Here is a 12,888-nt window from a genome sequence, read left to right on the forward strand (position 1 = left end):
TCGTGTCCTCCCACCGCCCTCCGCTGACCCTGCGCGCCACGCGGATGCTGGTGCGCGGCCTGGTGCACCTGCCCGACCCGCTGCGACGACTCATGGCGGGCCGACCGCACCGGGTCGACGGGCGCACCCTGCGGCCGGACGTCCAGCTCGTCCTGCGGCTGCTGGCCATCGCGCCGGGAGACGACGCGACCGAGCTGACGCCGGTGCAGTGGCGTGACGAGGTCGAGACCGAGGCCTGGATGTTCGGGCACCGGCCCTACGTCGCGATGGTGCGCGACACCACGATCCCGGGGCCGGCGGGTCCGCTCGACGCCCGGATCTACGACCCCCGGCCCGGGGAGCCCAAGGGCGCGGTGGTCACGATGTTCCACGGGGGTGGCTTCGTGGCCGGGTCGTTGGAGAGCGTCGACCCGGTGTGCCGTTTCGTCGCGCGCTACGTCGGCTGCCCGGTCGTCTCCGTCGCCTACCGGCTGGCGCCGGAGGACCCCTACCCCTGCGCGGTCGAGGACGCGATCGCGGCGTTCCGCTGGGTCCGCGACCACCGGGAGGAGCTGGCCGGGCCGCGCGCGCGGGTGGCCGTCATGGGGGACGACGCCGGTGCCACCCTCGCGGCCGTTGTCAGCCACCGCACCGTCGAGGACGAGCGTGGTGGCCCCGACCTGCAGGTGCTGATCAGCCCGGTCGTGGACCTCAGCCGCAAGACCCGCTCCTACGAGCAGTTCTCGCGCGGCTACCTGCTCACCGAGGCCACGATGGACTGGTACCTGCGCCACTACCTGCGCGAGCCGGAGCGGGCCGTCGAGCCCGACGCCTCGCCGCTGCTCGCCCGCCACTTCGGGGGGCTGCCGCCCGCCTACGTCCTGGTGCCCGGGTTCTCGGTGCTGCGCGACGAGGGCCTGGCGTATGCCGCGGCGCTCCAGGACGCGGACGTGCCCGTCACCGTCCGGCTCGACGAGGGCGGCATCCACGGCGACCTGAGCGCCATGGGGATCTCGCCCGCGAGCCGGGACCTGCTGGTCGAGCTGTGCGAGACCGTCCGCGGCCAGCTGGGGCTGCCGTCGTGACCGGTCGCCTGCGGATCGACGAGATCGCGCCCGGGGTGGTGCAGGTCGTCGACGGGGGAGCAGACCCGGCGATCCTGCGCGCCGCTGTCGAGACGGCCCTCGCCGAGGGGTGGCGCCGCGTCGAGGCCCGCATCCCCGCGGGCGATCCCGCCGCCCGCCGCGCAGCGGCCCGCGCGGGCCTGCGCCTGGAGGGGCTGCTGCGCGGGGCAGCTCCCGACGGCGGCGACCTCGCGCTGATGGCCCGCCTCGCCGGCGACCCCGCCCCCGACTCGCGCGACGGCTTCTCGGCGGTCCTCAACACCACGCTCCCGCTCAAGCGCAACATCGCCCAGGGCCTGGTGCGCGACCCGGCCGGGCGGGTGCTGCTGTGCGAGACGACCTACAAGCGCGACTGGGACCTGCCCGGCGGGGTGGTCGACCCCGGCGAGCCACCCTCGCGGACCGTCGAGCGCGAGATCGAGGAGGAGCTCGGACTTACCCTGCCCGTGGGGGACCTCGCGACCGTCGCGTGGCTGCCGCCCTACCTCGGGTGGGCCGACGCGACGCTGTTCGTCTTCGACACCGGCGTCCACGACCCGGCCATCGTCGAGGCGATGGTCCTGCAGCCGCAGGAGATCCGCGCCGTGCACTGGGCCGGGCCCGATGAGATCGCCGCCCGCACCGCGCCCTACGTCCAGGCGCTCCTGACCCACCTGGGCGCACGGGAGCCGCGCAGCGGCACGACCTACCTCGTGGACGGCAGGCCGAGGAGGACCTGAGGTCAGAGCTCGTCGGCGTCCGGCAGCAGGATGTCGAGCAGCAGCGACACGAAGGCCACCACGAGCGCGCCCAGCACCGCGTCCCAGAAGAAGTGCTCCACCCGGAAGTCCAGGCCCAGCGAGCCCGCGAGCCACGAGGTCAGCTGCAGCATCAGGGCGTTCACGATCCAGGTGAACAACCCCAGCGTGACGATGATCGCCGGCATGCTGAGCAGCTTGATGATCGGCTTGATCACGGCGTTGACCAGTCCGAAGACCACGGCGACCAGCAGGATCGACATCAGCCGGGTGGCGAGGGCGGGCTTGTCCTCCCCCAGGTGTATGCCGGAGACGACGAGCGCGGCCACCCACAGCGCGGCGCCGTTGACGAGCGTCTTGATCGCGAAGTGCTTCACGGTCATCACTGTGCCACGTCGAGAGGCGACCCGCCCGCAGCCGCATAGGCTGTCGCCATGACTGCTGCCGACGACGCCACCAGCATCCCCGACACCCCGGTCGCGCTCACCGTCCGCCTGCGCGAGGCTCTCGGACGGGTGCCCGCCTACGTCCCGGGCAAGCCGGCACCCGCCGTCGAGGGGCTGCAGACCTACAAGGTCTCCAGCAACGAGAACCCCTACCCGCCGCTGCCCGGCGTCGTCGAGGTCATCCACGAGGCGGCCGGGCAGGTCAACCGTTATCCCGACATGGCCGTGACCGAGCTGACCCAGGCGCTCGCGGACTTCCTGGGCGTCCCCCACGACCACATCGCCACCGGCACCGGGTCGTCGGCCGTGCTGTCCCAGCTGATCAACGCCACCTGCGATGCGGGCGACGAGGTGGTCTACGCCTGGCGGTCCTTCGAGCTCTACCCGATCGCGGTGGCCCTCGCCGGCGCGGTCTCGGTGCAGGTGCCGCTCACCGCGGACCAGCGGCACGACCTGGACGCCATGGCCGCCGCCATCACCGACAGGACCCGTCTGGTCATCGTGTGCTCGCCCAACAACCCCACCGGCACCGTCGTCCACCGCGAGGAGCTCGACGCCTTCCTCGCGAGGGTGCCCAGGGACGTCCTCGTGGTCCTGGACGAGGCCTACCTGGAGTTCGTGCGGGACCCGCAGACCCCCGACGCGCTCGAGGTCTACCGCGCGCACGACAACGTCGCGGTGCTGCGGACCTTCTCCAAGGCCTACGGACTGGCCGGCCTGCGCGTCGGCTACGCCGTGGCCCCGGCGGAGATCGCCGCCGCCCTGCGCAAGACGGCCATCCCCTTCGGCGTCAGCACGATCGCCGAGGACGCGGCCGTCGCCTCCCTGGGGCTGTACGACGAGCTCGCCGAGCGCGTGGCGGCCCTGGTCGCGGAGCGTGACCGGGTCACCACAGGCCTGGCCGAGCAGGGCTGGCGACTGCCCGAGACCCAGGCCAACTTCGTCTACTTCCCCCTGGGCGAGCACTGCACCGCCTTCGCCGACGCCTGTCGGGACGCCGGCCTGGTGGTGCGGCAGTACGGCGACGACGGGGTGCGCGTGACCATCGGCGAGGACGAGGCCAGCACCCGGCTGCTGGAGGTCACCGCCGGGCTGCGAGAGCTGCTGCAGCCCTGAGGGGCCTCGGTCGCCTGACTAGTCAGGCAGGGCGGTTTGTCCTCGCGTCACTTGTTGGTGACCCACCCGTGACCGACCATGGAGGCATGAGGATGACGGTGCCTCCGGGCCGGGGCGACCCGAGCGGCGGGGGGTCGGGATGGCGGCCGACCCTCGCGCTCGCGGCGCTCGGCGTCCTCAGCACCGCCGCCCTGACCTGCCTGAGCGTGTGCTCCGTCCCGTCCGCCGACCCCGGTCCCACCCGCACCGCGGGCCTGGTCTCGGAATCCGCCGCGGTCCTCGAGGGCGGCATGGCGCCCGTCAGCGCCACCGCGACCGGACGCGGCGGTGTGCGGTTCGCCCGGCAGCCGATCCTGACCCAGCTGCCGGTCCGGCCCGAGCCGGGCCTGCGCGACAAGGTCGACCTGGGTCTGCCCGCCATCCTCCTGGCCGCCCCCCGCGGTCAGGTGCTGGAGCAGACCGTCGTCGCGCCCGCCGAGCGCCAGCTGCTGCTGATGCGCGCCGCGGCGCCCGTCCTCCAGGTCGCCGGGCCGCTGCTGGGGGTCGACGGCACCGAGCTGGTCGAGGCCATCGCCCAGGCCGGCGCCGGGGTGCCCGCGGACCCCTCCGGCATCCCCACGCTCACGATGGTCACCCCCGCGGTCAAGGCCCCCGCCGACGCGGGGCAGACCCTCGCGGTCGGCGGGCCGGTCGCCCATGGCGGGTCGTCGGCCCCGGCCGGCTCCGGCACAGACGCCCGCGCGCCCCACGGCACGGCCACCGACCAGACGTCCGACCCGGCCACGACCGAGAGCGGCGCCCCGGCCTCGGACGGATCGGCCCAGTCCTCCCCGCAGCCCGGCTCGTCCGGGACCGCGGCCGGGGCGAGCGCCGGCCCGAGCGCGCCGCCCGGTCCCACCGGCCCGGGTGTCCCCCCGTCACCCACCGCCCCCGCGGACCCGCCGTCCGCACCCCGGACCTCCAGCCCCGCGCCGAGGGCGACCACGGCCAGCCCGGCGCCCCGGCCCGCGCCTCCGCCGGCCACGCCTCGCCCCAACACCGCCGACCCCGACCCGAGGGTCTCCCCGCCCCGGTCGGTCGCCGACGGGGCCCGCACCTCCACCACCCGCACCGCCCTGGCCCGCCCCGAGCCCGTCCGGGCGGCCGTCACCGCCGCGGACACCCCGACCCGCTGACCCGGCCCTTGGCCCGCGGCGACGCGAACCGTCATACGCGCAGGTCACGCTCCTGCCCGAAGGCTGAGGGGACGGTGCCTGCAGACATGCCCCCACCCGGCGGGTACGCTGCACCTCGCTAGGCCCCAAGCGTCCACCAGGGCGCGTCGACCGCCACGATCGAGCGGCGGGACGTCCGTGCGCGACCCGCACCCGTCCCGCCTGGGTGGTGACCCTGCCCCGCGTGGCCCGAGCCGTGACGAGCAGCGACCCTGCACGTCACGACGGATCGAAGGAGATCTGACATGAGCGACATCGTCGTCGCCCCGCCGTCCGGCGGTGGTGCGTATGGCGGGCCGGAGATGATCCAGCTGCTCACGCCCGAGGGCGAGCGCATCGATCACCCGGAGTACTCCCGCTACCTGGAGCACCTGACCGACGAGGACCTGCGCGGGTTCTACCGCGACATGGTGCTCATCCGCCGCGTGGACACCGAGGGCACCGCGCTCCAGCGCCAGGGCCAGCTCGGCCTGTGGGTCTCGCTGCTCGGCCAGGAGGCCGCCCAGATCGGGGTCGGCCGCGCGATGCGCAAGCAGGACCACGCCTTCCCCGGCTACCGCGAGCACGGCGTGGGCTGGTGCCGGGGCGTCAAGCCCCTGCAGGTGATGTCGCAGTTCCGCGGCGTCGACCACGGTGGCTGGGACCCGGCCGAGGTGGGCATGCACCTCTACACCATCGTCATCGGCAACCAGGTGCTCATGGGCACCGGCTACGCCATGGGCATCACCCTCGACGGCGACGTGGGCACCGGCGACCCGGACCGGGACGCCGCGGTGGTCGCGTTCTTCGGCGACGGGGCGACCGCGCAGGGCGACGTCAACGAGTCCTTCGTCTTCGCCGGCGTCAACAACGCGCCGATCGTGTTCTTCTGCCAGAACAACCAGTGGGCCATCTCCGAGCCCAACGAGCGGCAGACCCGCGGCCCGCTCTACCAGCGCGCCAACGGCTTCGGATTCCCCGGCGTCCGCGTCGACGGCAACGACGTCCTGGCGTCCTACGCCGTCTCCAAGGCGATGCTCGACCGCGCCCGCGACGGCCAGGGGCCCTCCTTCATCGAGGCCTACACCTACCGCATGTCGGCCCACACCACGTCCGACGACCCGACGAAGTACCGCGTGGACGCCGAGGTCGAGGTCTGGAAGCACCGCGACCCGATCCAGCGCCTGCGCGCCTACCTCACCCGCACCGGAGCCGCCGACCAGGTGTTCTTCGACGCGATCGACGCCGAGGCCGACGCGCTGGCCGAGGAGGTCCGCGCCGGCACGGTCGGCATGACCGACCCGGACCCGCACGGCATGTTCGACCACCTCTACGTCGACGACTTCCCCCTGGTCGAGGAGCAGCGCCAGGAGTTCGCTGCCTACGCCGCGAGCTTCGAGGACTGATCACCCATGACCAAGATCACCATCGCCAAGGCCATCAACGCCGGCCTGCGGGCCGCCATGGAGCGCGACCCCAAGGTCGTCCTGTGCGGCGAGGACATCGGCAAGCTCGGCGGCGTCTTCCGCATCACCGAGCACCTGCAGAAGGACTTCGGCGAGCACCGGGTCATGGACTCGGCCCTCGCGGAGTCGGGCATCGTCGGCACCAGCGTGGGGCTGGCCCTGCGCGGATACCGTCCCGTGGCCGAGATCCAGTTCGACGGCTTCGTCTACCCCGCCTTCGACCAGATCATCAGCCAGGTCTCCAAGATGCACTACCGCTCGCGCGGCAAGCTGCGGCTGCCCATGGTCATCCGGATCCCCATGGGTGGCGGCATCGGCGCGGTCGAGCACCACTCGGAGTCCAACGAGGCCTACTTCGCCCACACCTCGGGCCTGCGCACCGTCTTCGTCTCCAACCCCGAGGACGCCTACTGGGGCATCCAGCAGGCCATCGCCTCGGACGACCCGGTCATCTTCTACGAGCCCAAGCGGCGCTACCACGAGAAGGGCGAGGTCGACCTCGAGGCCCCCGAGGCCCCGCGAGGGCTCTTCGAGGCCAACGTGATCGTGCCCGGCACCGACGTGACCGTGGCGTGCTACGGCCCGATGGTCAAGACCTGCATCCAGGCCGCCGCCGCGGCCGCCGAGGAGGGCATCTCGCTGGAGGTCATCGACCTGCGCGGCACCAGCCCCCTGGACATCGACACGATCTGCGACTCGGTCCGCAAGACCGGCCGGCTCGTCGTCGTGCACGAGGCCGTGGGCTTCCTCGGCCTGGGTGCCGAGATCGCCGCCCAGGTCCAGGAGCGCTGCTTCTACCACCTCGAGGCTCCGGTGCAGCGGGTGACGGGCTACTACCTGCCCTACCCGCCGTCGAAGTACGAGGAGCACTTCCTGCCCGACCTGGACCGCGTGCTCGACGGCGTCGACCGCGTCCGGTCCCACTGACCCGAGAGGAGCTGAATTCACATGGCCATCAAGAAGTTCAACCTCCCGGACCCGGGTGAGGGCCTGCTCGAGGCCGAGATCGTCACCTGGAAGGTCAAGGAGGGCGACGAGGTCAAGGTCAACGACATCGTCGTCGAGATCGAGACCGCCAAGTCGCTCGTCGAGCTGCCCATCCCGTGGGCGGGCACCGTCGCCCAGATCCTTGCGCCCGAGGGCGAGACCGTGGACGTAGGCACCCCGATCGTGGCGATCGACGACGGCCAGGGCGGCCCGGACGACGCCGCGGCCGTCCCGCAGGACGCCTCCGCCGCCACCGCGCAGCAGCAGCTCGCGGAGGCCTCCGGGGCCGGCGGCGCCGCGCCCGAGGGTGCCAAGGAGGAGCGCATCGCCGTGCTCGTCGGCTACGGTCCCAAGGTCACCGACGCCAAGCGCCGCCCGCGCAAGCACCAGCACGGTCCGCTGCCGACGCCCGAGGAGACCAAGAACCCCGAGTCCTGGGGCGGCCACGCCCAGGTCGCGGCGGTCACCGAGATGAGCCAGCCCACGGTCGTCGACCCCTCCGGCGTGGACATCGACGTGGCGGACGCGCCGGCCGAGCCGGTCGCGCCCCAGGGCGGCGGCAAGGTCCTGGCCAAGCCTCCGGTGCGCAAGTACGCCAAGGACAAGGGCGTCGACCTCACCCAGGTGCGGCCGTCCGCCGACACCGGCATCATCAGCCGGGCCGACGTGGACGCCTACCTCTCGGGCGGGCACGGCGGGGCCGAGGGCCAGGGCACCCCTGCGGCGGCCGCGGCGCCGTCCCCGGCATACGGCCGGACCGGTGAGCGCGAGACCCGCATCCCGATCAAGGGTGTCCGCAAGATGACGGCCCAGGCGATGGTCGGCTCGGCGTTCACGGCCCCCCACGTCACGGAGTTCATCACCGTCGACGTCACCGAGACCATGGCGCTCGTCGACCGGCTGAAGGCCGACCGCGAGTTCAAGGACGTGCGTGTCTCCCCGCTGCTCGTCGTCGCCAAGGCCCTGATGGTCGCCTGCCGTCGCAACCCTGGTGTCAACGCCACCTGGGACGAGCAGGCCCAGGAGATCGTGCACAAGCACTACGTCAACCTCGGCATCGCCGCGGCCACCCCGCGCGGTCTGATCGTCCCCAACATCAAGGACGCCGACCGGATGACGATGCTCGAGCTGGCCCAGGCCATGGGGCAGCTCGTCGAGACGGCCCGGTCCGGCAAGACCCAGCCGGCCGACATGTCGCAGGGCACGATCACCATCACCAACGTCGGCGTCTTCGGCGTCGACAGCGGCACCCCGATCATCAACCCCGGCGAGGCCGCGATCCTGTGCTTCGGTGCGGTGCGCCGCGAGCCGTGGGTGGTCAAGGGCGTCCACGGCACCGAGACGATCGAGCCGCGGTGGATCACCCGCCTGGCGCTGTCCTTCGACCACCGCCTGATCGACGGCGAGCTGGGGTCGAAGTTCCTGTCGGACATCGCCAAGGTGCTCGAGGACCCGTCCCGCGGGCTGGTCTGGGGCTGAGGCTCTCTCACGGGTATGACGCAGGCGGGGCCGGTGCTGGTGCACCGGCCCCGCCTGTCCGTGCCCACGGCGACGCCCTCGCAGGGACGACGGGCCCCTGGCGCCGCGCTCAGCGGCGCAGCAGGCCGCGCAGCCGCGAGGTGACGCTCGGTGCCGGAGCCGGCGCGTGCCGGTGCACGCTCACGGCATAGCCCTCGCCGGTGAACGTGTCCCGCTGCCAGGTGGCATATCGCTCGCTCGGCGTGAGCCCGGCGGCCGCGCACGCCCGGTCGTAGTCGGCCAGCGAGGTGGGCTCGAAGGCCCCGGGCAGGTGGTCCCGGTCCAGGCCGAAGCCCGCGACGAGCACGCCGCCCGGCCGCAGGACACCGGCGAGGTGGTGCATGACCTGCTCCAGGGTGCCGGGGGCGAGCAGCGGGACCACGTTGCCCGCCATCAGCACCATGTCGAATCCCGCGCCGACGATGCCCTGCGGCAGGTCCAGGTCGGCGAGGTCGCTGAGCCAGAAGGGGATCCGCGGGTCCTGCTCGGCCGCCACGCGCAGCATGGACAGGTCGGCGTCGACCCCGACGACGGGGACGCCCAGCGCGGCCAGGCGCAGGGCGACCCGCCCGGTCCCGCAGCCCGCGTCGAGGACGCGACCACCCTCGGGAAGCAGGGAGAGGACCAGGTCGGCCTCGCCGTGCGGGTTCTCGCCGCGGTCGGCCATCTGACCGAGGGACTCACGGATCCGGCGCTCGTAGTCCGCGCCGCCGTCGTCCCCGACCAGCTCGGCCCAGCGGGTCCGGGCAGTCGTGCTGTCGTCGCTCATGACGGCCAACCTATCCCGCGCCACCGGGGCCCACCCAGGATCGACCGGGGGTATGCCGACGGCCCGGCCCGGCGGGTGTCACGATCGGCACCTGCCGGGCCGGGGATCAGGAGCGGCGGGCGCTGCCTGCCGTGTCCTCCTGCCACTGCCGGGAGGGGATCTCCTCCAGGGTGTGGCCGCCGGTCTCCGCGGCGGCCGCGTCGAGCAGGAACTTCTGCAGGCCGGCGTGCAGCTCGCGGTCCTCGTCCGAGGCGTCCTCGGGGAGGGGGTCCAGGGACCGGGCCCGCTCGTCGGCCGCCGTGGCCATGGCCGAGCGGTTCGACAGGGTCATATCGGGCAGGAAGAGCAGCACGACCACGCCGAGCGCGCAGACGACGGAGCCGAGCAGGAAGACCGTGTCCATGGACTGCGAGAAGCCCACCTTGATCGGGTGCGACAGCGTCGGGTGCAGCGTGCCGATGACGGAGGAGTCGCTGCCCACGTCCCCGAGCGCGCCGCCGCCCCTGCCTGCGGCCATGGCCTTGACGAAGGACGCCGACTCGGGGGAGTAGCCCGCCACGGCCGGGTCGCGCAGCGCCTTGACGAAGGACGGGTCGGTGGCCGCGGCCGTGAAGGCGGCACCGATCTTGTCCTGCAGCGAGTTGAACAGCACCGACAGGAAGATCGCCACGCCCAGCGTGCCACCGATCTGGCGGAAGAACGTCGCCGAACTGGTCGCCATACCGATCTCGCAGGAGCTGACCGCCGCCTGCACCGCGAGGGTGAGCGGCTGCATCGTCAGGCCCAGGCCGAGGCCGAAGAAGAACATGTAGACCATGACCAGGCTGAGGCTGGTGTCCGCCCCGATGCGGGAGAGCAGGAAGAGCACGATCGTCATCAGCGCGACGCCGATGATCGGGTAGATGCGCACCTTGCCGGTGCGGGTCATCAGCTGGCCGGAGACGATCGAGGAGATCATCATGCCGACGACCATCGGCAGCATCTGCAGGCCCGACTCCATCGGTCGCGAGCCGTGGACGATCTGCAGGTAGAGCGGGATGGTCATCATGCCGCCGAACATCCCGGCGCCGATCACGAAGCCGCCGGACAGGGCGATCACGATGGTGCGGTTGCGGAAGATGCGCAGCGGGATGAGCGCGTCGTCGCCGGCGCGGGCCTCGGACCAGACGAAGGCGGCCAGGCCGATCAGCCCGATGCCGAAGCACAGCAGCGAGCTCGGCGAGGTCCAGCCCCAGGTGCGGCCCTGCTCGGCGACCAGGAGCAGGGGGACCAGGCCCACGACGATCGTGGTGGCGCCCGCCCAGTCGATCCGGGCCTTGCGCGGGACGTGGTGCAGATGCAGGGTCGCGGTGACGGCGGCGAAGGCGATCAGGCCGATCGGCACGTTCATGAAGAAGATCCACTGCCAGCCCTTGAGGCCCAGGATGTCGGACCGCTCGGAGAAGAAGCCCCCGAGGACGGGCCCGAGGACCGCGGACGTGCCGAAGACCGCGAGGAAGTAGCCCTGGTACTTGGCGCGCTCCCGGGGCGGGACGATGTCGCCGATGATGGCGAGGGCGAGGGACATCAGGCCACCGGCGCCGAGGCCCTGGACGGCGCGGAAACCGGCGAGCTGGTACATCGAGCCGGCAAAGGCGCACAGCGCCGAGCCGATGATGAAGATCGTGATGGCCGCCAGGTAGAACGTCTTGCGGCCGTAGATGTCGGACAGCTTGCCGTAGATCGGGGTGGAGATCGTCGACGTGATGAGATAGGCCGTGGTGACCCAGACCTGCTGGTCGAGGCCGTGCAGGTCGTCGGCGATGGTCTTGATGGCGGTGCCCACGACGTTCTGGTCGAGGGCCGCGAGGAACATCCCGGCCATCAGGCCCAGGATGATGGTGAGGATCTGCTGGTGGGACAGCTCCCCGTCGTGTCGCGCGGGGGCGGCGGGGGTGGCGGCGGTGGCCATCAGGCTCCCTTGGTGGTGGTGCGGGTGGTCTGCAGGTAGGTGTCGACGCTGGCGACGAGGTGGTCCAGCGACCGGGTGAGCGACTCGATCTCGGCCAGCTCCCAGTCGTGCAGGATCCGGGCGAACATCTGGGAGCGCCCGCGCCGCAGCACCTCGACGGACTTGCGGCCGGTGTCGGTGATCCGGACGACGGAGACCCTACGGTCGTGCTCGTCGGGCTCCTTGGTCACCAGCCCCTGCTGGGCGAGGGCGGTGACGTAGCGACTGGTGGTGGAGACGTCGGTGTGACAGATGCCGGCGATGTCGGAGACCCGCCGCTCCTGCTCGTGGACGGTGAACAGCACCGGGAGGGCGCCGTGGTCGATCCCGGTGGTCGTGAGGGGGACGGTCTGCTTGACCAGGAAGCCGGCGCGGATGACGCCGCTGAGGGCCGCGGCGAGCCGTGAGGCGGCCTCGTGGCGAGGATCGGAGTCATTCATTTGCTTGCAGCATACAACTAAAAAACGGTAGGGAAGCAACATCCTCAGGCTCTGCTCAGGCCCGTTCCGGGGCGACATCTGCCCGTATGGCGACCGGACGCGCGGCACCGGACAATGGTGGCGATCCGCCCCGATCAGCCCCCGCGGTGCCCCGGCCGCCGGTCAGGGCAGGAAGGACAGCTGACCGAGCACCCGCCGGGCCACGTCCTCGTCCCCGCCCGCGACGGTGAAGGGCACGGCGTCGACCCCGCGGCGGCCGGCCGCGAGCCGCTCGAAGGCCCGGGTGGACAGCTTGACGACGGTGACCTGCGTCGCCGGGTCGATCGCCCGCAGCGAGGTCGTGGTGCTGCCGGTGCCCGAGGCCTCCGCGCCGCCGCCGAACAGCACCGTGCCCACGGGGCGCGGGTCCTGCTCGGTGCCCGGGTCGACGCGGACACCGATCCGGGTGGTCACCGGGCCGGTGAGCTCGAGCATCACGGTGTCACCCACGGGCACCTGGGCGCGACGGGCGATGGCCGCCGGGAGGGTCCGCACCGCCTCGGCGACGAAGATCGCGGCCGCGGGGGAGTCGAGGTTGCCGGGCTCGTCGACGGCGGTGCGGATGTCCTGCTCGTGGACCCAGACGTCCAGGCACCGCAGCCGCAGCAGGTCGCCGACCGGTCCGCCCTCGGGGCGCAGCGTGGGCACCACGGAGTCGAGCTCGAGGCCGGGGGAGCCGAGCGCGGCGACCCGGCGACCGAGGACGTACTCCAGCTCGCGGACCACGTCCTGCCCCGACCGGGACCGGCGGGCCTCGACACCCCGCTCGGTGAACCGACCCAGCTCGTTGCGCACGTGGTCGCCGTCGGGGACCACGACCTCGGCCTCCGGCAGGCCCTCCAGGTGAGCCTCCAGGGCGACCACGTGACTGATCTGGTCCTTGACCGTCCAGCCGGGGCAGTCGGTCGGGAGCGCCAGCTGCTCGTCGGTCAGCCGTCGGCCGAGGTCGATCACCGCCTGCACCGTGCGGGTGAAGGCCGCGACGAGGCCGGGCAGATCGGTCGGAGGTGCCGGGTGGATGGGCATGGCCCCACCCTAGGGGCGCCCACCGACAAGGGCCCGCGCAGCCTGAAACGGTCCGCCG

12 protein-coding genes are annotated in these 12,888 nt (G+C 72.6%); 7 read left to right on the forward strand and 5 right to left on the reverse strand.

Annotated features, from left to right (window positions below):
* The first annotated feature begins 2 nt into the window (after positions 1-2).
* Together ACK2IS_RS01660 and ACK2IS_RS01665 are read left to right on the forward strand one after the other, a co-directional pair.
* Positions 3-1,064 carry an alpha/beta hydrolase gene (locus ACK2IS_RS01660; RefSeq protein WP_409484434.1) on the forward strand — a complete coding sequence of 354 codons (1,062 nt, stop codon included), beginning with the start codon at positions 3-5 and terminating at the stop codon, positions 1,062-1,064.
* A complete protein-coding gene (locus ACK2IS_RS01665; protein ID WP_409484435.1) occupies positions 1,061-1,822 on the forward strand; it encodes an NUDIX domain-containing protein in 762 nt (253 codons plus the stop codon). The genes ACK2IS_RS01660 and ACK2IS_RS01665 overlap by 4 nt, the downstream gene beginning before the upstream one ends.
* 2 nt (positions 1,823-1,824) lie before the next feature.
* On the opposite strand, the gene ACK2IS_RS01670 is transcribed toward ACK2IS_RS01665, so the two are convergent.
* Positions 1,825-2,217: a phage holin family protein gene (locus tag ACK2IS_RS01670; RefSeq protein WP_409484436.1), complete on the reverse strand. Its 393-nt coding sequence runs from the start codon at positions 2,215-2,217 to the stop codon at positions 1,825-1,827.
* A 57-nt stretch (positions 2,218-2,274) separates the two neighbouring features.
* Here ACK2IS_RS01670 and hisC point away from each other — a divergent pair, with 57 nt between their 5' ends.
* The 5 genes from hisC (at position 2,275) to ACK2IS_RS01695 (ending at position 8,527) form a co-directional block, all read left to right on the forward strand.
* A complete protein-coding gene (gene hisC, locus ACK2IS_RS01675) occupies positions 2,275-3,402 on the forward strand; it encodes a histidinol-phosphate transaminase (RefSeq protein ID WP_409484437.1) in 1,128 nt (375 codons plus the stop codon).
* Between the two features lie 92 nt (positions 3,403-3,494).
* Positions 3,495-4,577 (forward strand): hypothetical protein, encoded by a 1,083-nt coding sequence (locus tag ACK2IS_RS01680; protein ID WP_409484438.1) that lies wholly within the window; start codon positions 3,495-3,497, stop codon positions 4,575-4,577.
* 284 nt (positions 4,578-4,861) lie between these two features.
* Positions 4,862-6,001, forward strand: coding sequence for a pyruvate dehydrogenase (acetyl-transferring) E1 component subunit alpha (gene pdhA, locus ACK2IS_RS01685; protein WP_409484439.1), 1,140 nt, complete (start codon positions 4,862-4,864; stop codon positions 5,999-6,001).
* A gap of 6 nt (positions 6,002-6,007) precedes the next feature.
* Entirely contained in the window at positions 6,008-6,988 is a 981-nt protein-coding gene (locus ACK2IS_RS01690; RefSeq protein WP_409484440.1) for an alpha-ketoacid dehydrogenase subunit beta, read from the forward strand.
* Positions 6,989-7,009: 21 nt separating this feature from the next.
* Positions 7,010-8,527, forward strand: a complete 1,518-nt coding sequence (locus ACK2IS_RS01695; protein WP_409484441.1) for a dihydrolipoamide acetyltransferase family protein — start codon at positions 7,010-7,012, stop codon at positions 8,525-8,527.
* A gap of 109 nt (positions 8,528-8,636) precedes the next feature.
* Here the strand turns inward: ACK2IS_RS01695 and ACK2IS_RS01700 are convergent, their stop codons facing one another.
* From ACK2IS_RS01700 to ACK2IS_RS01715, 4 genes are all read right to left on the reverse strand, one after another.
* Positions 8,637-9,335, reverse strand: a complete 699-nt coding sequence (locus tag ACK2IS_RS01700) for a class I SAM-dependent methyltransferase (RefSeq protein ID WP_409484442.1) — start codon at positions 9,333-9,335, stop codon at positions 8,637-8,639.
* Between the two features lie 106 nt (positions 9,336-9,441).
* Positions 9,442-11,286: an MDR family MFS transporter gene (locus tag ACK2IS_RS01705; protein ID WP_409484443.1), complete on the reverse strand. Its 1,845-nt coding sequence runs from the start codon at positions 11,284-11,286 to the stop codon at positions 9,442-9,444.
* Positions 11,286-11,765, reverse strand: a complete 480-nt coding sequence (locus ACK2IS_RS01710; protein ID WP_409484444.1) for a MarR family winged helix-turn-helix transcriptional regulator — start codon at positions 11,763-11,765, stop codon at positions 11,286-11,288. The genes ACK2IS_RS01705 and ACK2IS_RS01710 overlap by 1 nt, the downstream gene beginning before the upstream one ends.
* A gap of 162 nt (positions 11,766-11,927) precedes the next feature.
* Entirely contained in the window at positions 11,928-12,830 is a 903-nt protein-coding gene (locus ACK2IS_RS01715; protein ID WP_409484445.1) for a maleylpyruvate isomerase family mycothiol-dependent enzyme, read from the reverse strand.
* Positions 12,831-12,888 lie beyond the last annotated feature (58 nt).

Source organism: Arsenicicoccus dermatophilus, assembly GCF_046267915.1.
Lineage (GTDB): Bacteria > Actinomycetota > Actinomycetes > Actinomycetales > Dermatophilaceae > Arsenicicoccus > Arsenicicoccus dermatophilus_A.

Coding starts and splice junctions, on each gene's coding strand:
- ACK2IS_RS01680 (WP_409484438.1), top strand. CDS start 3,495: ATGACGGTGCCTCCGGGCCGGGGCGACCCGAGCGGCGGGGGGTCGGGA.
- ACK2IS_RS01700 (WP_409484442.1), bottom strand. CDS start 9,335: ATGAGCGACGACAGCACGACTGCCCGGACCCGCTGGGCCGAGCTGGTC.
- ACK2IS_RS01710 (WP_409484444.1), bottom strand. CDS start 11,765: ATGAATGACTCCGATCCTCGCCACGAGGCCGCCTCACGGCTCGCCGCG.
- pdhA (WP_409484439.1), top strand. CDS start 4,862: ATGAGCGACATCGTCGTCGCCCCGCCGTCCGGCGGTGGTGCGTATGGC.
- ACK2IS_RS01715 (WP_409484445.1), bottom strand. CDS start 12,830: ATGCCCATCCACCCGGCACCTCCGACCGATCTGCCCGGCCTCGTCGCG.
- ACK2IS_RS01690 (WP_409484440.1), top strand. CDS start 6,008: ATGACCAAGATCACCATCGCCAAGGCCATCAACGCCGGCCTGCGGGCC.
- ACK2IS_RS01705 (WP_409484443.1), bottom strand. CDS start 11,286: ATGGCCACCGCCGCCACCCCCGCCGCCCCCGCGCGACACGACGGGGAG.
- hisC (WP_409484437.1), top strand. CDS start 2,275: ATGACTGCTGCCGACGACGCCACCAGCATCCCCGACACCCCGGTCGCG.
- ACK2IS_RS01695 (WP_409484441.1), top strand. CDS start 7,010: ATGGCCATCAAGAAGTTCAACCTCCCGGACCCGGGTGAGGGCCTGCTC.